This window comes from Caldimonas taiwanensis NBRC 104434, from assembly GCF_001592165.1.
In the GTDB taxonomy this organism is placed as follows: Bacteria; Pseudomonadota; Gammaproteobacteria; order Burkholderiales; family Burkholderiaceae_C; genus Caldimonas; species Caldimonas manganoxidans.
This window is the reverse complement of record NZ_BCWK01000001.1, coordinates 268,112-292,793: the sequence shown is the minus strand read 5'-3', so window position 1 is coordinate 292,793 and position 24,682 is coordinate 268,112. Positions and strand designations below refer to the sequence as shown.

The following is a 24,682-nucleotide window of genomic DNA, read 5'->3' as shown; positions in this document are numbered from 1 at the left end:
CCGCGCAGTGTTTGCCTGTGTTGTGACAGGGTGATGAAGTCGCCACCGACCACGCCGCCGGGCTAGACTGTGCGGATGAGCCTGCTTCCCCCCTTGGCCGCCGACCCGGAGGCCCCCCGCCAGCGCCGGGCCCGGCTGGCGCAGACCTTGCGTGAGGCCGGCGGCGGTGTGGCCGTGCTGCCCACGGCGCCGCAGCGCGTGCGCAACCGCGACACTCACCATCCCTATCGGCCCGACAGCCACTTCCATTACCTCACCGGCTTCGATGAACCCGACGCCTGGCTGGTGCTGGACAGCACCGGGCGCAGCACGCTGCTGTGCCTGCCGCGCGATCCCGAGCGCGAGATCTGGGATGGCCATCGGCTCGGCCCCGAGGCCGCGGCGGCCGCCCTGGGCGTGGAGGCGGCGCTCAGCGTCGAAGACCTCGACCAGCACATGCCCAACTTGCTCAGCGGGCATCCGGCGGTCTGGTACCCCTTTGGCGTGCACGAAGGCTTGGCCACGCGCATCGAGCGTTGGCTGAACGTGGTGCGCGCGCGCGAGCGCCAGGGCGCAAGCTGCCCCACGCAGTGCCGTGACCTGTCGGTGCTGCTGGACGAGATGCGCCTGATCAAGGACGCGCACGAACTGCAATTGATGCGCCGCGCCGGCACCATCTCGGCCCTGGCGCATGTGCGCGTGATGGAACGCTGCGGCCAGTGGGCACGCGAAGGCCGGCTGGAGCCATGTCGCGAATACCATCTCGAGGCCGAACTGCTGCACGAGTTACGACGCCAAGGCGCCGTCGGTCCGGCCTACCCGAGCATCGTGGCCGCCGGCGCCAACGCCTGTGTGCTGCACCATCCGGCAGGAGAAGCTGCGCTGAAGCCTGGGGAGCTGTGCCTGGTCGATGCCGGCTGCGAATACCGCGGCTATGCCGGCGACATCACCCGCACCTTCCCGATCAGCGGACGCTTCAGCGCGGCGCAGCGCGAGCTCTACGAGATCGTGCTGGCCGCCCAAACCGCCGCGATCGCGGCCCTGCGGCCGGGAGCCCGCCTGCGCGATGCCCACGAGGCCGCCTTGCGCGTGCTGTGCCAGGGGATGCTGGACACCGGGCTGCTGGACCGCAGCCGGCATGGCGACGTGGATGAGGTCATCGGCACGGCCGCGTATCGCCCGTTCTACATGCACGGCACCAGCCACTGGCTGGGCCGCGACGTGCACGACGTGGGCTCGTATGTGCAAGAAGACGAGCCCCCGATCGAGCAACCCGACGGCATGGGCGGCCGAGTGCTGCGCAAACCCTCGCGGATCTTGCAGCCGGGCATGGTGGCCACCGTCGAGCCCGGCTTGTACGTGCGTCCAGCCCCAGGCGTGCCCGAACGTTATTGGCACCTCGGCATCCGCATCGAAGACGATGCCCTCATCACGCCCGCGGGCTGCGAGCTGCTGACCCGCGACGCCCCCGTGCAGCCCGACGAGATCGAAGCGCTGATGGCGGGTGCGGCCTGAGGGCCGCGCCCGCGTTCAGGAGCCCTGAGCCAGCGGCGGCGATGCGGGCGGCGTCCAGCCGCCGCCCAAGGCCTTGAACAGTTCCACCGTCGCGGCCAGTTGGGCGCGGTGGTTGTCCAGCACCCGCAGCCGCGCGGCATTGGCGCTGCGCTGCGCATCGAGCAGCTCCAGATAGGCCGAGTAGCCGGCCTCATACCGCTGCTGCGCGGAGCGCAGCGCCCGCTCGCTGGCCTGCGCGGCACGCTCCACATCGGCCTGCGCGGCCCGGGCGGCTTGCAGATTGGTCAAGGCGTCGGCGACATCGCGAAAGGCCGCTTGCACCGCGCCTTGGTAGGCCGCCAGGGCCTCGCGCTGACGCGCTTCGGCCTGAGCCGTCTGCGCACGGCGCCGGCCGGCGTCGAAGATCGGCACATCCAGCCCCACGCCCAACAGCCCGATGCGCGCACCGCCCTTGAGCAGATCGGCCAGCTCGGCGCTTTGCCCGCCGAAGGCGCCCGTCAGCGTGATGCTGGGATACATCGCCGCCCGGGCCACGCCGATCTGGGCATTGGCCGCAGCCAGTAGCGCTTCGGCTTGCCGCACGTCGGGCCGGCGCTCCAGCAAGGACGAGGGCAGACCGGCCGGCGGCACCGGCGGCACCGGCAGGTCGCGCACCGCCCCGGGGGCCAACTGCAAATCCGGCTGGCCGCTCAGCAGCGCCAGCTGTGAACGCGCCAACTCGCGCTGGCGCTGCAACTCACGCAACTGCAAAGCCGCTTCGGCACGCTCGGCCTCGGCTTGATCCACGTCCAAGCGCGCAGCCGCCCCGCCTTGCAGCCGCATGCGCAGCAGCTGCAAGCTGGCCTCGCGTGAGGCCAGGGTGTCACGGCTGAGTGCGATCTGCTCATCGAGCATGCGCAGGCTGAAGTAGGTTTGGGCCACCAGGCCGCTGACGGTCTGCCACACCACCTCGCGGGCATGGTCGCTGGCCAGGGCCTGCGCGCGGGCGGCCTCCGAAGCCCGACGCAGCCGGCCCCAGAAATCGATCTCGAAGCCGGTGCTGGCGGCAAGCTCGAAGGTGTTGAAGGTCGCCCCCGTGCCGGTGGCCGACAGCTCGCTGCTGCGTTGGCGCGTGGCGCTGGCGCGCAGACCCAGCGTGGGCCAGCGCAGCGCCTCGGCCTCGCTCAGCAGCGCCACGGCTTGCTCGACCCGGGCCACGGCCGCTTGCACGTCGGTATTGTGGCGCCGCGCAGCCTGCATCAAGTCGTCGAGCGTGGCATCGCCAAACAAGGTCCACCAGTGGGGCGACACCTCCGACGGCGCCTGCGCCACGGAGGAGGCCTCGGCAGGCGCGGCGTACTGCGGCGGCAGGTTCACGGCCGGACGCTGATAATCCGGCCCCACGGCCGCGCAAGCCCCAAGCACGGCCGCACCCAGCAGGGGCCCCAGCCGCAGGGTTCGCAACGGTTGGCGCGTCGTCATACCGGTACCTCCTCGGTCGAGCCTGGCGCATGGCTGTGCTGGGGCCGCGGCTTGCGGGCCAGCAAAGTGAAGAACAGCGGAATGAAGATCGGGGCCACGAAGGTGGCCACCAGCATGCCACCGAAGACGCCCGTGCCCATCGATTGGCGGGCCGCCGCACCGGCGCCGGTGGCGATCATCAGCGGCACCACCCCCAAGCCGAAGGCCAGCGAGGTCATCACGATCGGGCGGAAGCGCAGACGCGCGGCCTCGCGGGCCGCGGCCACGGCCGACAAGCCCCGCTCCATGCCTTGCATGGCGAATTCGGCGATCAGGATCGCGTTCTTCGCGGCCAGGCCAATCAACACCACCAGGCCGATCTGGAAGTAGATGTCGTTTTCCATGCCGCGCAAGAACACCAGCAAAAGCGCCCCCGTGACGGCAAAGGGCACGGCCAGCATCACCGCCATCGGCACACCCCAGCGCTCATACAAGGCGGCCAAGATCAAATAGACCATGATCAGCGCAAAGCCGAAGGCGAACACGGACGCATTGCCGGTGCGCTTTTCCTGGAAAGCCTGGCCGGTCCATTCGATCGAATAGCCCGCCGGCAAATGCTCGCGCGCCACTTGTTCGACCGCGGCGATGGCCTCACCCGAGCTGTAGCCCGGCGCGGCATTGCCGAAGATCTTGGCGGCGATGTAGCCGTTGTAGCGCTCGACCTGCTCCGGGCCGACGATGTCGCTGACCCGGATCAGCGCCTTGAGCGGAATCATCTGCCCACTGGTCTGTGAGCGCACGTGCAAGCGACCGAGATCCTCCGGCTTGGCCCGGTAGGGCGCATCGGCCTGCATCGTGACGCGATAGGTGCGCCCTTGGCGGTTGAAGTCATTGACGTAGTACGAGCCCATCTGCGCTTGCAAGGCGGCAAACACCTCACTGACCGGCACGCCCAAGGCCAGGGCCTTTTCGCGATCGACCTCCACGCGCAACTGCGGCACCGTGGGGCGGTAGAAGGTGTTCAAGCCCGTCAGCGCGGGATGCTTGGCCAACGCGGCCATGAAGTCTTGCGTGACCTGCGCCAGCTTCAGAGGATCGGGCTCGGTGCGGCCTTGCACATAGACCTCGAAGCCGCCGGCCTGCCCCAGCCCCAGGATGGCGGGCGGATTGAACGCGAAGGCAATGCCATCGGGCAAGGCAAAGCCCATGCCCGAGACCGCCTGCGCCAGCGCTTGCGCACTTTGCTGGCGCTCTTCCCAAGGCTTCATGGGGATGAAGATGGTGGCCGCATTGGCCTTGGCGCCCCCGCCGATGAAGTCGAAGCCATTGATCGCGAAGAAGTTGCGAATGGCCGGATTGTCGGCATTCATTTGGCGCAGCCGCTCGGTGGTGCGTTCGGTGCGCGCCAGCGTCGCGCCATCGGGCAACACCGCCGAGGCGATGATGTAGCCTTGATCCTCATCGGGCACGAAACTGCCCGGCACCGTCGCCAGCAGCCACAGCGCCGCGCCGAGCATCAGCACGAAGCCCGTCAAGGCGGCCAGCCGACGCCGCAGCGCCCAATCCACCCCTTTCAGAAAGCGCGTCGTCAGCCAGTTGAACCCACGGTTGAACGGCGCGAACAACCGCTCGCCGCGCGTGGGGCCCTCATGCTCATGGGGCTTGAGCAACAACGCACACAACGCCGGGGTCAGCGTCAGCGCCACCACGCCAGACAGCACCACCGAGATGGCCACCGTCACGGCGAACTGGCGGTACAGCTGGCCGGCGATGCCCCCCATGAAGGCCACCGGGATGAACACGGCACACAGCACCAGCACGATCCCCACCACGGCGCCGGAGACCTCGCGCATGGCCTCGATGGCCGCCGCAAAGGGGCTCATTCTCTCCTCGCGCATCAGCCGCTCGACGTTCTCGATCACGATGATCGCGTCATCGACCACGATGCCGATGGCCAGCACCATCGCAAACAGCGTCAGCGTGTTGATCGAAAAGCCCAACAGCCATAGGCCGGCGAAGGTGCCGATCAGCGACACCGGCACGGCCAACATCGGAATGAGCGTGGCGCGCCAGGTTTGCAAAAAGATGAACACGACCACCAGCACGATCAGCGCGGCCTCGATCACCGTCTTGGCCACCTCGTGGATCGACGCCGAGACGAACAAGGTGGTGTCGTAGGGAATGCTGTAGTCCACATCGGTGGGGAAGCGCTCGCGCTTGAGCTCGGCCATCTTGGCCTTGACGGCTTCGCCCACGTCCAGCGCATTGGCCCCAGACTGCAGGAACACGCCGATGGCAATGGAGGGCTTGCCGTCCACGTAGCTGGACTGGTCGTAGCTTTGCGCGCCCAGCTCCACGCGGGCCACGTCTTTGAGGCGCAGCACGCCGCCGGGGCCGCTGGCGCGCAGGATGATCTCGCCAAACTCTTCCGGGCGCAGCAGGCGGCCGCGCGCGGTCACCGTGTAGGCAATCTCTTGCCCCGGTGGCGCAGGCTCGGCGCCGATCTTGCCCGCGGCGTATTGCGCGTTTTGTGCGCCGATGGCCGCGGCCACGTCAGCCGGCGTGATGCCCAGCTGGGCCATGCGGTCCGGATTGAGCCACACCCGCATCGAATAGTCGCGCGCGCCGAAGACCTGCACGTCGGCCGTGCCCGCAATGCGCTTGAGCTCGTCCAGGATGTTCAGCGTGGCGTAGTTGGACAAGAACAACTCATCGTGCGTGCCCTGCGGCGAGTTCAACGCGATGACGAGCAAAAAATTGTTCGAGCGCTTGGCCACCACCACGCCGTTGCGGCGCACCTCGTCAGGCAGGCGCGGCGAGGCCAGCTGCACGCGGTTGTTGACATTGAAGGTGGCTTTGTCGATGTCGGTGCCGACTTCGAAGGTGGCGGTGATTTCCACCGTCCCGTTGGACGAGGCGCTGGAATTGAAGTACTGCAGCCCCTCGATGCCGGAGAGCTGCTCCTCGATGGGTGCGGCCACCGTGGTGGCCAGCGTCTCGGCCGAAGCGCCGGGATAGGACGCGCTGATGGTGACCGTCGGCGGGGCGATCTCCGGATATTGGGCGATCGGCAAAGCGCGCATCGACACCAGCCCGGCCAGCACGACGACGATGGACAAGACCGCGGCGAATATCGGCCGCTCGATGAAGAAGCGGGAGTTCATGCGCCCTCCTTCTTCACTGCGTCGAGGCCGCTGCAGCGGCCGCTGGCGCTGCAGCGGGCTGCGGCTCGGCCGGCTGCGGCGCCACCGGGGCGCCGGGACGCAGCTTCATCAGATGCTCGACGATGACCTGATCGCCGGCCTTCAGCCCACTCGTGACCACCCAATCGCTGCCCAACCACCCGGCCGTCTGGATGGGCGCAGGCTGGGCTTGACCGTCGCGCACCACCCACACCATGCGCCCTTGCTCGTTTTGCATCACGGCCGACTGCGGCACCAAGAAGCCTCGCGCCTGCCCTGCCACCACCTGCACTTTGACGAACTGGCCGGGCAGCACCCGCAGCCGCGGGTTGGCAAACTCGGCCCGCAGCGGCACCGTGCCCAGCGAGGGGTCCACCGTGGAGCCCGCAAAGTTCAGTCGCCCCTGCTCCAGCAGCGACTCGCCTTGGTCGCTCAACAGCCGCACCTGCGTGCCGCCGGCCGCCCGCACACGGGCCAGCTCCGCCTCGGACAGCGCGAACCGCACCCAGATCGGATCGGTCTGCGTGACCGTGGTCAGCAGGCTGTCGGTGCCCGGGTTGACCAACGCCCCTTCCGACTTCAGCGAGCGCCCGCTGATGCCCGAGATCGGCGCCGTCACCGTGGTGTAGGACAGGTCCAACTCGGCCTGTCGCACCTGGGCCTGGGCCAAGGCCACGGCCGCTTGTGCCAGCTGCAGTGACGACTGGGCATTGTCGGCCTCGCGCCGGCTGATGGCCTGAGCCTCGGCCAGCGGGCGCAGTCGGTCGTACTCACGGCGGGCCTGCTCCAGTTGCGCTTGCTGCTGGGCCAGCTGCGCGCGCGCCTGCTGCAGCGCGATCTCGAAGGGCGCGCGCTCGATCTGATACAGCACCGCGCCGGCACGCACCGGCTCGCCCTCTTGGTAGCGCTGGCGCTCGATCAACCCGGTCACGCGGGCGCGCACCTCGACCTGTTTGGAGCCTTCGGCCTGACCCACGGCCTCCAACGTGATCGGCAGCTGCTGCTCTTGCACCACGCGCACCTGCACCGGCAGGGCCGCCCCGGCCGCAGGGCTGGGCGCGGTCTTGGCCGCATCGCAGGCCGCCAAGCCCGCCAGTGCCGCCGCAGCCAGCAATACAGCGCTCCAGCGGCTCACCGAGCCCGCAGCGAACCGGCGTGTGAAGTCATCGACGATCGTTCGCATGAAGTCCTCATCGACTCACGCCGCCCCGGGCTTCGAACACGAAGCCGTCGGCGTGAGCATGGATAGGTGGATCGAGCCGGGCGCGTCCCTCGATCGACCGCACGCCGGTGCGGATCAACCCCGAGTTCGCGCCCCCGGGAAAGCCCGTATCATACATACATTCACGAATGTATGCGGATCATGGCGCGACGCACCAAAGAAGAAGCCGAACAAACCCGCCGGGCGATCTTGGCGGCCGCGCGGCGGTGTTTCCACGCCCAAGGCGTGTCGATGACCAGCCTGGAGGACATTGCCAAGGAAGCGGGCGTCACACGCGGCGCGGTGTACTGGCATTTCGCCAACAAAGGCGAGTTGATCGACGCCATGTTCGATGAAGTCTCGATCCCCTTCATCGATCGGCTGGACTACACGCTGCTGCTCGACCCCAAGGCCGACGCGCGCAACCGCCTGCGCAATTTCCTGCGTCAGCTGATCGGCTCCATCGATGACCCCGAGCTGCGGGTGGTGATGGAGATTCTGGAGTTCAAGTGCGAATTCGTCGGCGAACGCAGCGAGGATCTGAGCGACTGGATCGCTCACAGCCAAGACCTGATCGGCAAGCTCGAGCGCACCTACGAACAAGCCCGTCTGGAAGGCACGCTGCGCCCGGACATCACGCCCCGCCTGGCGGCCTTGGAGACCAAATGCTTCCTGGGTGGCCTGCTGCGCTTGCGCTTGCTACGCCTGCCCGAGCTGGAGCCACTGGACAGCGCTCATGCGCTCATCGACGCCTATTTGCAAGGCGTGCTGCCGCTGGAGCTGCGCACTCAGACCCAGGCCCCGGCCAAGCGCTCGACTTCGGCGCGGTCGCGCCCGCTGCGGCGGGCCAAATCATCGAGTTGATCGGCCCCCACCCGGCCCACATTGAAGTACACCGCCTGCGGGTGCGCCAGGTAGAACCCACTGACGCTGGCCGCCGGGGTCATGGCCAGGCTGTCGGTCAGGCCCATCCCGATCTCGTGCGCCCCCAGCACTCGGAACATGTCGCGTTTGACGCTGTGGTCCGGGCAGGCCGGGTAGCCAGGGGCCGGGCGAATGCCACGGTATTTTTCGGCGATCAGCTCTTCGTTGGACAGCGCCTCGTCCGGAGCATAGCCCCACAGCTCGGTGCGCACGCGCTGGTGCATGCGCTCGGCCAGCGCCTCGGCCAGCCGATCGGCCAGCGCTTTGAGCATGATGGCCGAGTAGTCGTCGTGGTCATCCAAGAAGTACCGCTCCTTCTTCTCCACGCCGATGCCGGCGGTCACCGCGAACAGGCCCACGTAATCGTTGTTCAGCGGTGAGACGAAGTCGGCCAGACAGCGGTTGGGGCGACGCACCCCATCGACCACCGGGCGCTCGGTTTGCATGCGCAGGCCGTACCAAGTCATCAGCACCTGGGTGCGCGCCTCGTCGGCATAGAGCACGATGTCGTCATCGTGGACCTGACAGGCCGGATACAAGCCGATCACCGCATGCGCAGTGAGCCAGCGGCCTTCGATCAGCCGCTTGAGCATGCGCTGCCCGTCGCTGTAGACGCGCCGCGCCGATTCGCCCACGATCTCGTCGGTGAGGATGGCCGGAAAAGAACCGGCCAAATCCCAGGTCTGGAAAAACGGACCCCAGTCGATGCACTGCGCAATCTCGGCCAAATCGTAATTGCGAAACACGCGCCGGCCCAGGAACTTGGGTTTGGGCGGCACATACGAGGCCCAATCGATCGGGGTCTTGTTGGCGCGCGCCTGCGCCAAGCTCACCAAGGGCGCCTGCTTCTTGCCCGCATGCTGCTGACGCACGCGCTCATAGTCGGCCCGCAGTTCTTCGAGGTACTTCGCCGCGCGCTCGTCCGACAACAAGTCCGAGCACACGCTCACGCTGCGCGAGGCATCGGGCACGTAGACCACCGGCCCTTCGTAGTTCGGGGCAATTTTCACGGCCGTGTGCACGCGGCTGGTGGTGGCCCCACCGATGAGCAGTGGGATCTTTTTGACCCGGAAGTATTCGTCGCGCTGCATCTCCGAGGCCACGTACTGCATTTCTTCCAAGCTGGGCGTGATGAGCCCCGACAGCCCGATGATGTCCGCCCCTTCGACCTTGGCACGGGCGAGGATGTCCTGGCAGGGCACCATCACGCCCATGTTGACCACCTCGAAGTTGTTGCACTGCAGGACGACCGCGACGATGTTCTTGCCGATGTCGTGCACGTCGCCCTTGACGGTGGCGATGACGATTTTTCCTTTGGGTTTCACATCGCCGCCGGCGGCCTCGAGCTGGCGCTTTTCCTCCTCGATGTAGGGCACGAGATGGGCCACGGCCTGCTTCATCACGCGTGCGCTCTTGACCACCTGCGGCAAAAACATCTTGCCCGCACCGAACAAGTCGCCCACGATGTTCATGCCGGCCATCAACGGGCCCTCGATCACATGCAACGGGCGGCCGCCTTGGGCCTTGATCTTCTGCCAGGCTTCCTCGGTGTCTTGGACGATGAAGTCGGTGATGCCATGCACCAACGCATGGCTCAAGCGCTCCTCCACCGGCAGCGCGCGCCAAGCCAAGCGGGCGCTGTCGTCCTTGGCCGAGCCTTTGACCGCCTCGGCGATTTCGAGCAAGCGCTCGGTGGCGTCGGGGCGGCGGTTGAGCACCACGTCCTCGACGCGCTCGCGCAGTTGCGGGTCGAGCTCGTCATACACCCCGATCTGCCCGGCGTTGACGATGCCCATGTCCATGCCGGCGCGGATCGCGTGGTACAGAAACACCGTGTGGATGGCCTCGCGCACCGGCTCGTTGCCGCGGAAGGAGAAGCTCACGTTGGACACACCGCCGGAGACCTTGGCCCCCGGCAAATGCTGCTTGATCCAACGCGTGGCCTCGATGAAGTCCACCGCGTAGTTGTTGTGCTCCTCGATGCCGGTGGCAATCGCAAAGATATTGGGGTCGAAGATGATGTCCTCGGGCGGGAAGCCCACCTCGTCCACCAAGATCCGGTAGGCCCGCTCGCAAATCTCGATCTTGCGCTGGAAGGTATCGGCCTGGCCCTGCTCATCGAAGGCCATCACCACGGTGGCCGCGCCATAGCGCCGGATCAGCCGGGCCTGGCGCTTGAATTCGGCCTCGCCCTCCTTGAGCGAGATGGAATTGACGATGCCTTTGCCCTGGATGCATTTGAGGCCGGCCTCGATCACCTCCCACTTGGACGAGTCGATCATGATCGGCACGCGCGCGATCTCGGGCTCGGAGGCGATCAGGTTCAAAAAACGCACCATCGCGGCCTTGCTGTCGAGCATGGCCTCGTCCATGTTGACGTCGATGATTTGCGCGCCGTTTTCCACCTGCTGGCGTGCCACGGCCAAGGCGTCCTCGAACTGGCCGTTGAGGATCATGCGCGCAAACGCCTTGGAGCCGGTGACATTGGTGCGCTCGCCGATGTTGACGAACAGCGTGCCCTCACCGATCAACACGGGTTCCAGCCCCGACAGTCGCATCGGCGGCATCGCAGAGGAGGCAATGTGGGAGGCAGAGGCAGAAGTCATGGCCGGTCATGCAAGGGGCCACGGCTCCCCCGTGGCGGCGCGGGCGAGCGTCGTTGCGAGAGAAAAAACTCCAAGCCTGACACAAGACGCCCGAGGAGCCGGTGCTGCAACGCTCCTTGGAGGGAACGCATTTTACGCCAAGCCCCTCCAATCGGGGGGCGGCCCACGGACCCTGCGGCCGTTACATTTTTCAACGCCCTGACCTTGCCAGTCGGCCATGCTTGGGCTGGAATGTGGACTTTGGCAGTAAGAGGAACGATCATGAAGCGAAGCATCGTGGCAATGTGCGCCTTGGCCTTGCTGGCCTCAGGCTGCGCCAACATGAGTGAAACCCAGCAAAACACCGCCAAGGGTGCTGGCATCGGCGCGGCCGCCGGTGCGTTGATCGGTCTGGCCACCGCCGGGGGCAACAAAGGCAAGAGCGCGGCCACCGGCGCGGCGGCCGGCGCGGCCGTCGGTGCGCTGGGCGGCTACATCTGGTCCAAGCGCATGGAGGAGCAACGCGCCAAGATGGAGCAAGCCAGCGCGGGCACCGGCATCGGCGTGGAGCGCACCGCCGACAACCAGATCCGCGTGCAGATCCCCGCCGACGCCGGCTTCGACGTGGGCCGCGCGGCCATCCGTCCCCAATTGGCCCACGTGCTCGACAAGTTCGCCCAAAGCATGCGCGAACACCCGGCCACCGACATCCGCATCATCGGCCACACCGACAGCACGGGCTCCGATGCGGTGAACAACCCCTTGTCGTTCGAGCGTGCCGCAGCCACGCGCGACTACTTGGTCGCCCGCGGCGTGGCCGTCTCACGCATCACGATCGACGGCCGCGGCAGCCGCGAACCCGTGGCCAGCAACGACACGGCCGAAGGCCGCGCCAAGAACCGGCGCGTGGAGATCTTCGTGGCCGAGCGCGAGCAAACCGCTCAGGCCCGTTGATCGCCGCTGCGCCCTGCCCAGCCCCGGCATCCGGCCGGGGCTTTTCTTCGTCCCCACCGATCCAACTCAGGAGGAAAAGACATGAGCAAGCGCTTGCGAGGACTGTGGCCCCTCATGGCCGCCATCACCTGGTTCGCCGGCTGCGCCACCGAGCCCAGGCCGAGCGAAGCACCGCCGCCTGCGCCGGCGGCAGCGCCGGTGGCGCCACCGGCACCTGTGGCGCCCCCAGCCGTCTCGGTGATCGACGGCCACGCCTGGACGGCCTCGATGGAGGCGCTGGCGCAACGCCTGTTGAGCGCCGCCCAAGCCGGCAAGGTCGAGGTGCGACGCACCGACGACAACCGTCTGCTGGTGCGCGCCACGGGCGACAGTTCCTTCGTGTCCGGGCGTGCCGCGGTGACCGAGGGCTTCCGGCAGACCCTGGACCTGGTGGCCGCCGCCTTGCTCGAAGCGCCAGACGCGCAGGTGCTCATCCTCGGACACACTGATGCGCGCGGCTCGGACGCGCTGAACAACCGCCTCTCGAAAGAGCGCGCCGAAGCCACGCGCGATTACCTGGTGGGGCGCGGCGTGCCGGTCGAACGCATGCTCGCCGAAGGCCGCGGCAAGACCGAACCCGTGGCCGACAACGCCACGGCCCAAGGGCGGGCGCTCAACCGCCGGGTGGAGCTGCTCATCAGCGTGCCGGCGCCCTGAGCGCCGAGGCGGCCGCGCTCAAGCCGCCTGAGGCACCAGGCGGCTGAACAAGCCCTGGGCCCGGCAGCGCGGCCGGTAGTGCCCGACCCGCTGGGCGATCGCCGCGATGTGTTCGGGCGTGGTGCCGCAGCAGCCGCCGGCGATGTTGAGCAGCCCGGCGCGCGCGAAGTCTTCCATCAGCGCGCTGGTGACCTCGGGCGTCTCGTCGAAACCGGTGTCACTCATCGGATTGGGCAGCCCCGCATTGGGGTAGCAGGAGATGAAGGTGTCGTCCGCGGCCTTGGCCAGCTCTTCCAGGTACGGGCGCATCAGCGCCGCCCCCAACGCGCAGTTCAGACCCACGGCGATGGGGCGCGCATGGCGCACCGAGTGCCAAAAGGCCGTGACGGTCTGGCCCGAGAGAATGCGCCCCGACGCATCGGTGACGGTGCCCGAAATGATCACCGGCACACGCTCGCCGGTGGCCTCGAACAATTCGTCGATCGCAAAGATCGCCGCTTTGGCGTTGAGCGTGTCGAAGATGGTTTCCACCAGAAAGAGGTCGGCCCCGCCTTCGAGCAGGCCTTCGGCCTGCTCGTAATACGCCGCGCGCAAGGTGTCGAAATCGATGTTGCGCGCCCCAGGGTCATTGACGTCCGGACTGATGCTGGCCGTGCGCGGCGTAGGACCGAAGGCCCCGGCCACGAAACGGGGTTTGTCTGGCGTGGCGAATTTTTCGCAGGCCGCGCGCGCCAGTCGGGCGGCTTGCACGTTCATCTCGCGCGCCATCGCGGCCAGCCCATAGTCCTCCTGGGCCACCGAAGTGGCCCCGAAGGTGTTGGTCTCGATGATGTCGGCGCCGGCGGCCAGATAGGCTTCATGGATCTGGCTGATCACATCGGGCCGGGTGAACACCAGCAGTTCGTTGTTGCCCTTGAGGTCTTTGGGATGGTCGGCAAAGCGCGTGCCGCGGTAGTCGGCCTCGCTCAGCTTGTAACGCTGGATCATGGTGCCCATCGCGCCGTCGAGAATGACGATGCGCTGACGCATCAGCTCCGGCAGCGCGGCGGCGCGGGTGTAGGGTCGCTCGTCCATGCCTGCATTGTAGGCAGGCCGCCTCAGACCGCTTCGGGCATGGGGTCTGGGGCGGCCGCCCGCAAGGGCCGCCGCTTCAGCGCACGAAGCCGATGCCGCGGCGAACGCGCACCTCGGGCTTGCTGCGGTGCTCGGCCTCCAGCTGCGACAGGAATTCGTCGGGCGTGAAAGCCTCCCCGAGCAAGTCGGCCTGGCGGCACACGGCGGCAAAATCACCCGGGGTGAGCTGGTCCAGCCGGGCCAGGCGCTCGCGCTGCTCGCGCCCCAGAGGGGCCTGCGCATCGCCCAGGGCCTCGATGGCGAACAGGCGTTCACGCTGCGCGGGCCGCAGCGGCAAGAATCGGATCTTGAACGTGAAACGGCGCAGCGCCGCCTCATCCAGCTCGTCGAAGAGATTGGTGGTACAAATGAAGATGCCGGCAAAGTGCTCCATGCCCTGGAGCATTTCGTTGACTTCGCTGACCTCGTAATGGCGTTCGGCCCGGCGGCGACTGCGCAGAAAACTGTCGGCCTCATCCAACAGCAGCACCGCGCCTTCGGCCTGCGCCTCCTCGAACATGCGGGCCATGTGCTGCTCGGTCTCGCCCACGTACTTGCTCACCAAGTCCGACGCCTGACGCACCAGCAAGGGCCGCTGCAACTGCGCGGCGATATGCTCGGCCAGCGCCGTCTTGCCGCTGCCCGGCGGACCGTGGAAGCACAAGGTGCCCACCTGGCGGCCGCGCAAAGCCTCGACGATGCGCGCCACCGGAAAGCGCGATTCGGTGTTCAGCAGCTCCAAGTCGTAATGCGTCACGCTCACCCGCGGGCCACGCGCAGGCATGCCCGCGCCCAGCGCGCGGTCGGCATTGGCGAGCTGGCGCTCGATCAAGGCTTCCAGTCCGGCGGGCTCATCGCCCTCGCGCGCCAGGCGGGCAAAGCGCACCGCCGTGCGGATTTGCGCAGGCGTCAACCCCTGGCGAGCGACGAGCCGCTGGACCAAGCCTGGACCCACCGGCACCCCCTCCAAGGCTTTGCGCACCAGACCCTCGCGGGCCCCGGGCGGCGGCGAGCGCAATTCGAGGTGGTATTGAAAGCGCCGCCGGAAGGCCGGGTCGATCTGCTCGATACGGTTGGTCACCCACATCACCGGCACGGGGTTGCTCTCGAGCACCTGATTGACCCATGCCTTGCCACTGACCGATCCATTGGGCGGCCCCTCACCGGCCTCGAGCCGAGCCATCCACTGCGCGGCATCGGTGGACAGCGGCGGAAAGACATCTTCCACCTCATCGAACAACAGGGCCACTTGGGGGCTGCCTTTGAGGAAAACCTGGCTGATCTGCAACGAGCGGTAACGGTCACGGCCCGACAGCGAATGGCCATCCCGGTCGGCATATTCCACTTCGTAGAGTTCCAGCCCGGCAGACTTGGCCACCACCTTGGCCAATTCGGTCTTGCCCGTGCCGGGGGGGCCATAGACCAGGATGTTGATCCCAGGCTCCCGACGGGCCACGGCATTGCGCAGCAAAGCCACCATCACGCGCGCATCCTCGGCCACGTAATGAAAATCGGCCAGCGTCAGCTGCGTGGGCGTCGCCGGTCGGGTGAACACGGCCATCAGGTCGGCCGGATCGCGGTACTCCCGCATCAGCACCGGCGGCAGCTGCTCGGACACCTTCATCAGGTCGGCCAAGTCCGTGATGTTGTGCTCGGACAGCAGGTTCTCGACCATGCCGATGCGCTCCAGCCGCGAGCCGGCGCGCAAGGCCTCGGCCACCTCCCGTTCGTCGACCCCGGCCACCTCGGCCAGCAAGGCATAGGCCTCCTGGGCGCTGGCCACCTTGAATTCGACCAACAGGCTGCGCAGCTCGCGCTGATAGCGCGCCAGCGTGCCGTACAACAGCACGGCCCGCTCGGCCGGGTTGAGTTGCAGCAAGCCGCCCAGGGCGTCGATGTTGCGCTGGACCAAGGTCGATTCGCGCCGCAGCTCGCGCTCGAGCCAATCGCGCGTGGCGCCAAGCACGGCCATCAGGTCTTTGGGCGCATCTTTGATGTACTCGTCGAGATAGAAAAACAGCGTGCCCTCCTCGTAGGGGCCGCGCCAGGCGCCGTGCCGTTGCAAGAAGGTGGCGTCGTCCAGTCGTTCATGTCCGCGCCACAGCACATTGCCGACACAGCGACGGCCGAGATAAGCCCGCAGCCGCTGCAAGACCGGATCGGGCCAGACGAGATGGCGCCCGGTCAGCCCCAGCAGGGCGTTCCAGTCGCGCCGCACATTGAAACGCCCGGGATGACGCAGCGTGAGCGTCAGCACGAAGTGCGAACACATGCGGTCGAGCACGGGGGCCTCGTGCAGCCCCGGGGAAGGCCATTGGCGTGCCTGCGCCAGACGTCGAGCCATGCGCACCTCCTGGTCGCCAAGGACGGATGTGCGGCCACCATAGCGCAGGCCACGCGGCATGGGAAGCCCACCCCCCGCGGCGGGCTGGGGGGAGGAGTCAGTGCAGCACCAAGGGCTGGTGCGCCAGCGATGTGAAGCGTTCGATGTAGGCGTCGATCTCCTCGACGCTGGGCGACGTTTGGATCAGGGCCTCCACACCGGCCTTGAAGCTTTCGGCCATCGCCCCCTCGAGATAAATTTCTTTGCGCGCGAACTTGTCCACGATCTCGTAGCCCCCGCGCGTCAGCGCCCCGCCCGGCTGCCCCGCCTGGGCCGCCGACTCTTGCGTGGGCACCTCGAATGCCACGACGGCGTAATTGTCCGAGTTGTAGACCATTTGCATGGAGCACTCTCCTTCACGGGCCGGTCCCGGTGCGACCTGGGTGGCAGTGCCGCACGGTCCCTGCTGTGCTTGAGATCTGGGGGCGCCTCTGCAAGTTTCAAGCCTGCCGAACGCCCCCCAGATGCCGGGGGTATCGGCGCTGCGCGGGCCGGCTTGAGACGCGGGGCTCAGCCCCCCGTGAGCACCAGCTCGAAGGGCTCGTCCCGCCCTTCGACCAAACGGGCGCGCACCGGCAGGTGGTGACGCGCCGGGTCCAGCCACACCTCGGCATGGGTGCCGCCGGAGGCCGGGTTCAAACGCTCCAAATGCAAGGCCTGCAGGCTGCGGCCGTCGGCCAGCGCGACCGTCTGCTGCCCATGGGAGCGGAACACCCAGCGATCCAGGTCCGCGCGCGCGCCCACCACGACCAGGCCGAGCTCTCGACCGCTGTGCTGCCAGCCGGGATCGGCCTGCACCAGCGCCGGCAACTGGATCATCCAGCTCAGACGGTCTTGCATGCCCGGCTGCAGGGGCTGGGTGTCCTGGCGGCCGCTGAAAACGATCGGGCCACTCGGACGCTGGAAATCAGCCACCCGCAACGGGCGACGGAAGCGTTCGTCGGTGAAGCGCTCGGGCACCAAGCCCCCGTCTTCCAGCGTGCCGGTGCTGGTCTGCGTCAAGACCGTCCCCAGCAGCGCCACGCGGGCCTCCAACCGCAACCGGTAGCGCGGCGGCCGCGGGTCCCAGATGAGGCGCCCCTGCCCGGACAACAACCCGCGGCGCACCTGGTAGTCCAACGTGACCGGCGGCGGCCAGACGGCGCGCGCCGGCCTCCCCGGCTCGGGCAAACCCGCCCCGGCCACCGAGGGCCCCGCCCAAGCCAGGGCCAGCAGGAACCGGCGGCGCCCCGGCTCAAGCGCCATGACCGCCCCGGTCCGTGCAAGGACGCTGCCTACAATCGCTCATTTTGACCTCAACCTCCGAGGGCATGAAACTCGCTACGTACAAAGATGGTTCGCGCGACGGCATGCTCGTCGTGGTCTCGCGCGATTTGACGACGGCCCATTATGCGGTGGGCATCGCCACCCGCTTGCAGCAGGTCTTGGACGATTGGAATTTCCTGTCGCCGCAGCTGCAGGACTTGTACGTGACCCTCAACCAGGGGCGCGCCCGCCACGCCTTTGCGTTCGACCCGGCGCTGTGCATGGCCCCCCTGCCGCGCCCGGTGCAAGCCTACGACGCCTGGGCCTGCGCCCCGCACCTGGAACGCCGAGGCTGGCCGCCACCGGCCAAGTCCGAAGGCCCGCTGGCGCAGCCCTGGGCCGGCGACGTGCTGGGGCCGACCGATGCACCCTCCGCCGCCATGGTGCGTGAAGGGCTGGATCTCGGGGCCGCCGTTGCGGTGGCCACCGGCGATGTGCCGGCCGGATGCAGCCCGGCCGAGGCTTTGGAGGGCGTGCGGCTGTTGATGCTGGCCTGCCCCTGGACGCTGCCGGCCCGGCTGGAGGAGGACCGTTCGCAGGGCCTGGGGCTGCTGCAGGGCCGGCCGGCGACCTCCTATGGCCCAGTGGCGGTCACGCCCGATGAATTGGGCGACGCCTGGCGGCGCGGCCGGGTGCACCTGGACTTGACGGTGCAAGCCCAGGGCCGGCGGCTGGGCCGCGGCGACGCTGCTGCGGCGATGACCTGGCATGTGGGCCGCTGGCTGGCCCAGGCCGCCCGCCAGCGGGCCCTGCCGGCCGGCACCGTGGTGCACAGCGGACCGCTCAGCCCGGCCGAGCCCTCTGGCGGGGTGGCCTGCCTGGCCGAGCGACGCGCCCACGAAGCCCGGCAGCATGGCGAGCCGCGCAGCCCCTGGCTGCAATCGGGCGACCGCGTGCGCATCGAGCTGCACGCCGACGATGGCAGCCTGCCGATGGGCGCCATCGACTGCGAGCTGCCCGCTCAGGGGTAAGGGATGTGCTCGGTCTCGCCGGGCACCGGCGGGAAGGCCTGCGGGTCCTGGCGGGCCCAGGCCTGGACGGCCTGCTCGATGCGGTCCTGCCGCGACGCCACGAAATTCCAACGCAAGTGGCGCGGATGCTCAGGGGTGTTTTCCGGGCCGAGATCCAGCGGATCGCCACCGATCAACACGAAACGCACGGCCTCCAGCGCGCGCAGGCGCACGGGTCGCGGCGGCAGCACCAGCATGTCCCCGGGGTTGAGCGGCTCGCCATCGGCCGTGAGCGAGCCCGACACGACGTACAGCGCCCGCTCCTCGTGCTCCAGGGGCACTTCCATGTGGGCGGTCGATTCGATCTCACCGGCCACATACAACGTGCGGCTGCGCACCGGCACGGGCGAGGTCTGGCCGAACGCCTCGCCCGCGATCACGCGCAGGTGCACGCCGGTCGAGCGCACTGCGGGCACAGCGGCCGCCTCGACATGGACGAAATCCGGCTCGGCCTCCTCCTCGGCCAGCGGCAACGCCACCCAGGTCTGCAGGCCGTGCAAGCCATGTCCGGCCGCCCGCAGTGCCTGCGGCGTGCGCTCGGAATGCACGATGCCGCGTCCGGCGACCATCCAATTGACATCCCCCGGCCGGATGTCGCGCACCGTGCCCAGGCTGTCGCGATGCGTGAGCCCCCCCTCGAAGAGATAGGTCAGCGTGGCCAGCCCGATGTGAGGATGCGGTCGCACATCGAGCCCCTGGCCCGGCTGAAAATCGACCGGGCCCAGATGATCGAAGAAGACAAAGGGCCCCACCGCCCGCACGGCCGCCGCCGGCAGCACGCGGCGCACCATGAAACCATCGCCGAGGTCCTTGGTGTGAGACGCCAGCCGGATGAATGACATGAACGATCCTCGCAGTGCGGCAATCTCCGTGCCGATGAGGCAAAGCCTACTACCACCGCCGGGCAAGAGGGCAAGCCCCGCCGCAAAACCGCCCGGCCGATGCGCTTGGCCAGCGCGCGCCGGCGGCGCACAATGCCCGACGACACCGTTCTCTTGGAGCCCTCACGATGAGCGACCCTCTGCAAGGTCTCGGCCAGCTGGTGCCGGGGTTCGATTTCCTGCAAGGCCTGGTCAAGAACGCCGGCACGGCCCTGCCCCATTTCAGCCAGTGGGTCGCCCCCACGCTCAACCCCGAGGAGCTGGACAAGCGCATCGAGGAATTGCGCACCGTGCAGTTCTGGTTGGAACAGAACGCGCGCATGCTGGGCGCCACCATCCAGGCCCTGGAGGTGCAGCGCATGACGCTGTCCACGCTCAAGACGATGAACGTCCCGGTGGAGGCCTTGCGCGAGTCGCTGATGCTGCGCACACCCGAAGCTGCTGCGGCGGCGACCGAAGACGCATCGACCCGCCGGCCAGCCGCCGCAAAACCTTCCAAGGCGGGCAAGACAGTCAAGTCCGCGGCCAAGTCAGCAGCCCCCTCTGGCGCCGCCGCCTCGGCGGTGGTCGATCCGCTGCAATGGTGGGGCGCATTGACCCGTCAGTTCACCAGCCTGGCCTCCGCGGCGCTGAACGATGCCGCCAACGCATCGGCGCGCCAGACGGCCGGTGAACCGGGGCCGGCCTCTTTCTCGGCCGCCGAAGACAGCTTGCGCAACAGCGGGGCCCGCACCGCCCGAGCCGCCGCAGCGGCTGGCTCGCCCACCGCGCCCCAGGCCCCGGCCCCGACGCCGACGGCCGCCCCGCGGCGTCGGCGCAAGGCCCAGCCCCCGGCACGCTGAAACGCCACGGGGGGCTCAGCCCGTGCGGCTGCGGTGCTGCCAAGCGCCCAAGGCCACCAGAAACGCCAAGGCCAGCTCCATCACTTCCTCGACCGAGGTCTGCCAGGCCCGCACGCTTGGCGACAGCACGATGCCCCACGACTCGGCCAGGATCGCTGGGGCGCGGTCGGCCGTTTTGGCCACCACCAGCGTCAGCGCGAAGATCAGCACCGTGACGGCCACCGGGTCGCGGCGACGCAGGCCGCGCAGCACCCGCGGGCCCTGCTGCAGGCACAGATGCGCACACGCCCAGGCCACCGGCGCCAGCACCAGCGCGGCCACGACACGGTGCACCGGCTGCCCGTCGCGCAGGAAAAAACTGAACTTCAGCACGCTGGTGCCGGTGAAAGCCCGGTGCCAGTCCATCTCGCGGGCTGCAAAGGCCAGCATCACGATGACCAACGCCGTCCACAGCCGCCAGTCGTCCTCGGGCCGGCGCCAAGCCACGATCAAGACCGCCCCGAGAACGTAAAGCCCGGCATTGAGCCCCTCGACCGGCCCGTGCTCGCTCATCAAGGCCATCGTCAGCGGCGCCGGCAAGGCCAGCCACACCCCATGCGCCAAGCCCAAAAAGACCAGGGCCAACCAGACCGCGGCATGCGGCCGTCGCGCCATGACGGAAAGGGTCATTTTTGCGTCCTGCGTAAAACCGAAATGATGCCTGATCGGCTCGGGTGTTCAGGCCGCGCTCAGCCGCGCACGTTACATTGTCGGCACACGAAAAGACCGCCCCCCCGATGAATGCCCCTTTGCGTTCCGACCCGCTGGCCGCCTCCGAGGACCTGGCCGACCGCAGCCGGCGCCAAGCCGAGGTGGTGCAGGCCTTGTCCGAGGTGCTGCCCCCCCATGCGCTGCTGTGGCACCGCGAAGACACCACGCCTTACGAATGCGACGGGCTGACCGCCTACCGCGAGCAGCCGCTGGCCGTGGCCCTGCCCGAGACCGAGGACCAGGTGGCCGCGGTGCTGCGCACCTGCCACCGGCTGCAAGTGCCGGTGGTGGCCCGCGGCGCGGGCACGGGACTGTCTGGCGGCGCCCTGCCGCATCGGCTGGGGGTGACCCTGAGCCTGGCCAAGTTCAACCGCATCCTGCGCATCGACCCGCACGCGCGCATCGCCGTGGTGCAAGCCGGTGTGCGCAACCTGGCCATCAGTGAGGCGGCCGCGCCCTACGGCCTGTACTACGCGCCCGACCCGAGCAGCCAAATCGCCTGCACCATCGGCGGCAACGTGGCCGAGAATTCCGGCGGCGTGCACTGCCTGAAATATGGGCTGACCGTGCACAACGTGCTGCGGGTGCGCGGCTACACGGTCGAAGGCGAGCCGCTGGAGCTGGGCAGCCATGCGCTGGATGCCCCGGGGCTGGACCTGCTGGCCGTCTTCATCGGCAGCGAGGGCATGCTCGGCGTGGTCACGGAAGTGACTGTGAAACTGATCCCCAAACCCTTGCTGGCGCGCTGCATCATGGCCAGCTTCGACGACATCCGCAAAGCAGGCCAGGCGGTGGCCCACGTAATCGCTTCCGGCATCATCCCGGCCGGACTGGAGATGATGGACAAGCCGATGATCGCCGCGGTCGAAGACTTCGTGCACGCTGGCTACGACCTCAGTGCCGAAGCCATCTTGCTGTGTGAGAGCGATGGCACGCCCGAAGAAGTGGCCGAAGAAATAGAACGCATGCGGCAGGTGCTGATCGCCTCGGGCGCCACCCGCGTCGAAGTGAGCCAAGACGAGGCCCAGCGGCTGAAGTTCTGGAGCGGCCGCAAAAACGCCTTTCCCGCCAGTGGGCGCCTCAGCCCCGACTACATGTGCATGGACTCGACCATTCCGCGCAAGCGCCTGGCCGACATCCTGCTGGCGATTCAAGACATGGAAAAGAAATACGGCCTGCGCTGCGCCAACGTCTTCCATGCCGGCGATGGCAACCTGCACCCGTTGATCCTGTTCGATGCCAACGACCCCGACCAGCTCGCCCGCTGCGAGCGCTTCGGCGCCGACATCCTCGAAACCAGCGTGGCCCTGGGCGGCACCGTCACCGGCGAGCATGGCGTGGGCGTGGAGAAACTCAACTCGATGTGCGTGCAGTTTTCGCCCGAGGAGCTCGAGCAGATGCGTGCGCTCAAACGGGCCTTCGACCCGGCCGAGCGGCTCAATCCCGGCAAAGTGGTGCCCACGCTGAACCGCTGCGCCGAGTACGGCAAGATGCACGTGCGCAAGGGCCTGCTGCCCTTTCCCGAGCTGGAGCGTTACTGATCCTCGATGGCCCGTCCTTGCGCATGAAGCCCGATCCCGTCCTCGACCGCCTGATCGACCAGGTGCGCGCCGCGCTCGCCGACGGCCGCCCCTTGGCCATCCAGGGGGGCCAAACCAAGACCTTCTATGGCGAGCCCCTGGAAGGCGAGCCCTTGGACCTGCGCCCCTTGGCCGGCATTTCCAGCTACGAGCCCACGGAACTCGTGGTCACGGCCCGCGCCGGCACGCCGCTGGCCGAGCTGGAAGCCGCCTTGGCCGACAAAGGTCAATGCCTGCCCTTCGAGCCCCCGCGCTTTGCCGCCGGCGGCACCGTCGGCGGCATGGTGGCCGCCGGCCTGTCCGGCCCTGCGCGGGCCGCCGTGGGTGCGGTGCGCGACTACGTGCTGGGAGCCACGATGCTCAACGGGCGGGCCCAGGTGCTCAGCTTTGGCGGCCAGGTGATGAAGAACGTGGCCGGCTACGACATCGCCCGCTTGCTGGCTGGCTCGCTGGGCACGCTCGGGGTGATCCTGGAAGTCTCGTTGAAAGTGCTGCCGATCGCCCCGGCCCGTGCCACCTTGCGTTTCGAAATGGACGAAAGCACCGCGCTGCAACGGCTCAACGAATGGGCCGCGCAGCCCCTGCCGCTGAACGCGAGCGCCTGGTGGGACGGCTGCCTGCTGCTGAGGCTGCGCGGCGCTGAAGCCGCGGTGGCCGCCGCCAGCCGGCAGCTCGGCGGCGAAGCGATCGCCGCGGTACAAGCCGACCCCTTCTGGGAGGGGCTGCGCGATCACCGCGACGAGTTCTTCGTCAAAGCGCGCGCCGCGGTACGCAGCGGCGCTGGCCTGTGGCGTCTGTCCGTGCCGCCGACGGCCGCCCCGCTGCGTCTGCCGGGCGAACAGCTCATCGAATGGGGGGGCGCGCAGCGCTGGTGGTGCACACCCGCGCCAGCGGCGGCCGTGCGCGAGGCAGCCGCCCGCGCCGGGGGCCACGCCACGCGCTGGCTGGGCCCGACCGATGCCCCGGTCTTTGCGCCCCTGCCGCCGGTGTTGGAGCGACTGCATCGCGCCCTCAAGGCCGCCTTCGACCCGCAGGGCCTGTTCAACCGCGGCCGTTTGATCCGCGGCCTGTGAGCTTCGAGTCTTGACGCATGCAGACCCATCTCGCCCCCGAATTCCGCGACACGCCCGAGGGCCGGGAGGCCGAGGCCATCCTGCGCAAGTGCGTGCACTGCGGTTTTTGCACCGCCACCTGCCCCACCTACCAACTGCTGGGTGACGAGCTGGACGGCCCGCGCGGTCGCATCTACCTGATGAAGCAAGTGCTGGAAGGCCAGCCGGTGACGCGCAAGACGCAGCTGCACCTGGACCGCTGCCTGACCTGCCGCAACTGCGAATCGACCTGCCCTTCGGGCGTGCAATACGGGCACCTGGTGGACATCGGCCGCAAGATCGTCGAAGCTCGCGTCCAGCGGCCCGCGGGCGACAAACTGGTGCGCGCCCTGTTGCGTGAAGGGCTGACCTCCCCGCTGTTCGCAGCGGCGCTCAAGCTCGGTCAACTGCTGCGCCCACTGTTGCCCAGCGTGCTGAAGCACAAAGTGCCACCGCGCGACACCCACCCGCGCGCCCACCAGTGGCCCACGCGCAACCATGCACGCAAGATGCTGCTGCTGACCGGTTGCGTGCAGCCGGCCATGATGCCCAACATCAACAGCGCCACGGCTCGCGTGCTGGATGCCGCCGGCGTGCAGACCTTGGTGGCCGACGGGGCGGGCTGCTGCGGCGCCATCCGCACCCACCTGAACGACCACGAGGGCGGCTTGGCCGACATGCGTCGCAATGTCGATGCCTGGTGGCCGCTGGTCGAGCGCGGCGAGGTCGAGGCGATCGTGATGAACGCCTCGGGCTGCGGCGTGACCGTCAAGGACTACGGCCACGCCTTGCGACACGACCCCGAGTACGCCGAGCGCGCCCAAGCCATCAGCGCCCTCACCCGGGATTTGAGCGAAGTGCTGCCCCCGCTGCTGCCGGCGCTGAAGTCACGCCTGCGGCACACCGCGCCAGGCCAACGACTGGCCTACCATCCGCCGTGCACGCTACAGCACGGCCAGCAGCTGCGCGGCGCAGTGGAGCAGGTGCTGCGCGAGCTGGGCTTCGACGTGCAGCTGGCCGCCACCGAATCCCATTTGTGCTGCGGCTCGGCCGGCACCTATTCGGTGCTGCAACCCGAGCTGGCCTACTCGCTGCGCGACCGCAAGCTCTCCCATTTGCTGCCGCTGCAACCGCAGACCATTGTCTCGGCCAACATCGGCTGCATCCAACACCTGCAAACCGGCACGACCACGCCGGTGCGGCACTGGATCGAGCTCATCGACGAGGCGCTGCACGGCGGATGAAAAAAGC

Annotated in this window: 19 protein-coding genes and 1 riboswitch; of the genes, 9 read left to right on the top strand and 10 right to left on the bottom strand. The window is 68.3% G+C overall.

The window, feature by feature from the left end; translation table 11 throughout:
* The first annotated feature begins 75 nt into the window (after positions 1-75).
* The gene (locus CTA01S_RS01490) at positions 76-1,494 is read left to right on the top strand and encodes an aminopeptidase P N-terminal domain-containing protein (protein WP_062191333.1); all 1,419 of its coding nucleotides are present in this window, start codon (positions 76-78) and stop codon (positions 1,492-1,494) included.
* Positions 1,495-1,509: 15 nt separating this feature from the next.
* On the opposite strand, the gene CTA01S_RS01485 is transcribed toward CTA01S_RS01490, so the two are convergent.
* The 3 genes from CTA01S_RS01485 to CTA01S_RS01475 are packed head-to-tail and all read right to left on the bottom strand — an operon-like array spanning position 1,510 to position 7,299.
* The gene (locus tag CTA01S_RS01485; protein ID WP_062191330.1) at positions 1,510-2,955 is read right to left on the bottom strand and encodes an efflux transporter outer membrane subunit; all 1,446 of its coding nucleotides are present in this window, start codon (positions 2,953-2,955) and stop codon (positions 1,510-1,512) included.
* A complete protein-coding gene (locus tag CTA01S_RS01480; protein ID WP_062191328.1) occupies positions 2,952-6,098 on the bottom strand; it encodes an efflux RND transporter permease subunit in 3,147 nt (1,048 codons plus the stop codon). The genes CTA01S_RS01485 and CTA01S_RS01480 overlap by 4 nt, the downstream gene beginning before the upstream one ends.
* Before the next feature lie 13 nt (positions 6,099-6,111).
* Positions 6,112-7,299, bottom strand: a complete 1,188-nt coding sequence (locus tag CTA01S_RS01475; RefSeq protein WP_062191325.1) for an efflux RND transporter periplasmic adaptor subunit — start codon at positions 7,297-7,299, stop codon at positions 6,112-6,114.
* Between the two features lie 180 nt (positions 7,300-7,479).
* Between CTA01S_RS01475 and CTA01S_RS01470 the strand changes: the two genes are divergently transcribed.
* Positions 7,480-8,181 carry a TetR family transcriptional regulator gene (locus tag CTA01S_RS01470; protein ID WP_198150738.1) on the top strand — a complete coding sequence of 234 codons (702 nt, stop codon included), beginning with the start codon at positions 7,480-7,482 and terminating at the stop codon, positions 8,179-8,181.
* Here CTA01S_RS01470 and metH read toward each other — a convergent pair.
* Positions 8,106-10,847, bottom strand: a complete 2,742-nt coding sequence (gene metH, locus CTA01S_RS01465) for a methionine synthase (protein WP_084362247.1) — start codon at positions 10,845-10,847, stop codon at positions 8,106-8,108. The two genes, CTA01S_RS01470 and metH, sit on opposite strands and share 76 nt — an antisense overlap.
* Positions 10,848-10,885: 38 nt before the next feature.
* Positions 10,886-10,971: riboswitch (S-adenosyl-L-homocysteine riboswitch) on the bottom strand.
* 137 nt (positions 10,972-11,108) lie between these two features.
* On the opposite strand from metH, the gene CTA01S_RS01460 reads away from it, so the two are divergent.
* Positions 11,109-11,780, top strand: coding sequence for a YiaD family glycine zipper/OmpA-like lipoprotein (locus tag CTA01S_RS01460; RefSeq protein ID WP_062191319.1), 672 nt, complete (start codon positions 11,109-11,111; stop codon positions 11,778-11,780).
* A gap of 81 nt (positions 11,781-11,861) precedes the next feature.
* Positions 11,862-12,476, top strand: a complete 615-nt coding sequence (locus tag CTA01S_RS01455; RefSeq protein ID WP_062191316.1) for an OmpA family protein — start codon at positions 11,862-11,864, stop codon at positions 12,474-12,476.
* A gap of 18 nt (positions 12,477-12,494) precedes the next feature.
* Here the strand turns inward: CTA01S_RS01455 and CTA01S_RS01450 are convergent, their stop codons facing one another.
* The 4 genes from CTA01S_RS01450 to CTA01S_RS01435 form a co-directional block, all read right to left on the bottom strand.
* Positions 12,495-13,550 (bottom strand): homocysteine S-methyltransferase family protein, encoded by a 1,056-nt coding sequence (locus CTA01S_RS01450; RefSeq protein ID WP_062191313.1) that lies wholly within the window; start codon positions 13,548-13,550, stop codon positions 12,495-12,497.
* A gap of 76 nt (positions 13,551-13,626) precedes the next feature.
* Entirely contained in the window at positions 13,627-15,933 is a 2,307-nt protein-coding gene (locus CTA01S_RS01445; RefSeq protein WP_062191473.1) for an ATP-binding protein, read from the bottom strand.
* A gap of 97 nt (positions 15,934-16,030) precedes the next feature.
* Positions 16,031-16,315, bottom strand: a complete 285-nt coding sequence (locus tag CTA01S_RS01440; protein WP_019562052.1) for a BTH_I0359 family protein — start codon at positions 16,313-16,315, stop codon at positions 16,031-16,033.
* 167 nt (positions 16,316-16,482) lie between these two features.
* Entirely contained in the window at positions 16,483-17,217 is a 735-nt protein-coding gene (locus CTA01S_RS01435; RefSeq protein WP_062191311.1) for a DUF3108 domain-containing protein, read from the bottom strand.
* A 65-nt stretch (positions 17,218-17,282) separates the two neighbouring features.
* Here CTA01S_RS01435 and CTA01S_RS01430 point away from each other — a divergent pair, with 65 nt between their 5' ends.
* On the top strand, positions 17,283-18,248 hold the full coding sequence (locus tag CTA01S_RS01430; protein WP_062191307.1) for a fumarylacetoacetate hydrolase family protein: 966 nt from the start codon (positions 17,283-17,285) through the stop codon (positions 18,246-18,248).
* On the opposite strand, the gene CTA01S_RS01425 is transcribed toward CTA01S_RS01430, so the two are convergent.
* Positions 18,239-19,129, bottom strand: coding sequence for a pirin family protein (locus CTA01S_RS01425; protein WP_062191304.1), 891 nt, complete (start codon positions 19,127-19,129; stop codon positions 18,239-18,241). The genes CTA01S_RS01430 and CTA01S_RS01425 overlap by 10 nt on opposite strands.
* 167 nt (positions 19,130-19,296) lie before the next feature.
* On the opposite strand from CTA01S_RS01425, the gene CTA01S_RS01420 reads away from it, so the two are divergent.
* Positions 19,297-20,010: a PhaM family polyhydroxyalkanoate granule multifunctional regulatory protein gene (locus CTA01S_RS01420; RefSeq protein WP_062191301.1), complete on the top strand. Its 714-nt coding sequence runs from the start codon at positions 19,297-19,299 to the stop codon at positions 20,008-20,010.
* A gap of 15 nt (positions 20,011-20,025) precedes the next feature.
* On the opposite strand, the gene CTA01S_RS01415 is transcribed toward CTA01S_RS01420, so the two are convergent.
* Positions 20,026-20,679 carry a hypothetical protein gene (locus CTA01S_RS01415; protein ID WP_157451270.1) on the bottom strand — a complete coding sequence of 218 codons (654 nt, stop codon included), beginning with the start codon at positions 20,677-20,679 and terminating at the stop codon, positions 20,026-20,028.
* A gap of 107 nt (positions 20,680-20,786) precedes the next feature.
* On the opposite strand from CTA01S_RS01415, the gene CTA01S_RS01410 reads away from it, so the two are divergent.
* The 3 genes from CTA01S_RS01410 to glcF are packed head-to-tail and all read left to right on the top strand — an operon-like array spanning position 20,787 to position 24,675.
* Positions 20,787-22,301 (top strand): FAD-linked oxidase C-terminal domain-containing protein, encoded by a 1,515-nt coding sequence (locus CTA01S_RS01410; RefSeq protein ID WP_019562058.1) that lies wholly within the window; start codon positions 20,787-20,789, stop codon positions 22,299-22,301.
* Between the two features lie 23 nt (positions 22,302-22,324).
* Entirely contained in the window at positions 22,325-23,413 is a 1,089-nt protein-coding gene (gene glcE, locus CTA01S_RS01405; RefSeq protein WP_062191295.1) for a glycolate oxidase subunit GlcE, read from the top strand.
* Positions 23,414-23,430: 17 nt separating this feature from the next.
* Positions 23,431-24,675 (top strand): glycolate oxidase subunit GlcF, encoded by a 1,245-nt coding sequence (gene glcF, locus CTA01S_RS01400; protein ID WP_062191292.1) that lies wholly within the window; start codon positions 23,431-23,433, stop codon positions 24,673-24,675.
* The last annotated feature ends 7 nt before the right edge of the window (positions 24,676-24,682 follow it).

Coding starts and splice junctions, on each gene's coding strand:
- CTA01S_RS01490 (WP_062191333.1), top strand. CDS start 76: ATGAGCCTGCTTCCCCCCTTGGCCGCCGACCCGGAGGCCCCCCGCCAG.
- CTA01S_RS01485 (WP_062191330.1), bottom strand. CDS start 2,955: ATGACGACGCGCCAACCGTTGCGAACCCTGCGGCTGGGGCCCCTGCTG.
- CTA01S_RS01480 (WP_062191328.1), bottom strand. CDS start 6,098: ATGAACTCCCGCTTCTTCATCGAGCGGCCGATATTCGCCGCGGTCTTG.
- CTA01S_RS01475 (WP_062191325.1), bottom strand. CDS start 7,299: ATGCGAACGATCGTCGATGACTTCACACGCCGGTTCGCTGCGGGCTCG.
- CTA01S_RS01470 (WP_198150738.1), top strand. CDS start 7,480: ATGGCGCGACGCACCAAAGAAGAAGCCGAACAAACCCGCCGGGCGATC.
- metH (WP_084362247.1), bottom strand. CDS start 10,847: ATGACTTCTGCCTCTGCCTCCCACATTGCCTCCTCTGCGATGCCGCCG.
- CTA01S_RS01460 (WP_062191319.1), top strand. CDS start 11,109: ATGAAGCGAAGCATCGTGGCAATGTGCGCCTTGGCCTTGCTGGCCTCA.
- CTA01S_RS01455 (WP_062191316.1), top strand. CDS start 11,862: ATGAGCAAGCGCTTGCGAGGACTGTGGCCCCTCATGGCCGCCATCACC.
- CTA01S_RS01450 (WP_062191313.1), bottom strand. CDS start 13,550: ATGGACGAGCGACCCTACACCCGCGCCGCCGCGCTGCCGGAGCTGATG.
- CTA01S_RS01445 (WP_062191473.1), bottom strand. CDS start 15,933: ATGGCTCGACGTCTGGCGCAGGCACGCCAATGGCCTTCCCCGGGGCTG.
- CTA01S_RS01440 (WP_019562052.1), bottom strand. CDS start 16,315: ATGCAAATGGTCTACAACTCGGACAATTACGCCGTCGTGGCATTCGAG.
- CTA01S_RS01435 (WP_062191311.1), bottom strand. CDS start 17,217: ATGGCGCTTGAGCCGGGGCGCCGCCGGTTCCTGCTGGCCCTGGCTTGG.
- CTA01S_RS01430 (WP_062191307.1), top strand. CDS start 17,283: ATGAAACTCGCTACGTACAAAGATGGTTCGCGCGACGGCATGCTCGTC.
- CTA01S_RS01425 (WP_062191304.1), bottom strand. CDS start 19,129: ATGTCATTCATCCGGCTGGCGTCTCACACCAAGGACCTCGGCGATGGT.
- CTA01S_RS01420 (WP_062191301.1), top strand. CDS start 19,297: ATGAGCGACCCTCTGCAAGGTCTCGGCCAGCTGGTGCCGGGGTTCGAT.
- CTA01S_RS01415 (WP_157451270.1), bottom strand. CDS start 20,679: ATGACCCTTTCCGTCATGGCGCGACGGCCGCATGCCGCGGTCTGGTTG.
- CTA01S_RS01410 (WP_019562058.1), top strand. CDS start 20,787: ATGAATGCCCCTTTGCGTTCCGACCCGCTGGCCGCCTCCGAGGACCTG.
- glcE (WP_062191295.1), top strand. CDS start 22,325: ATGAAGCCCGATCCCGTCCTCGACCGCCTGATCGACCAGGTGCGCGCC.
- glcF (WP_062191292.1), top strand. CDS start 23,431: ATGCAGACCCATCTCGCCCCCGAATTCCGCGACACGCCCGAGGGCCGG.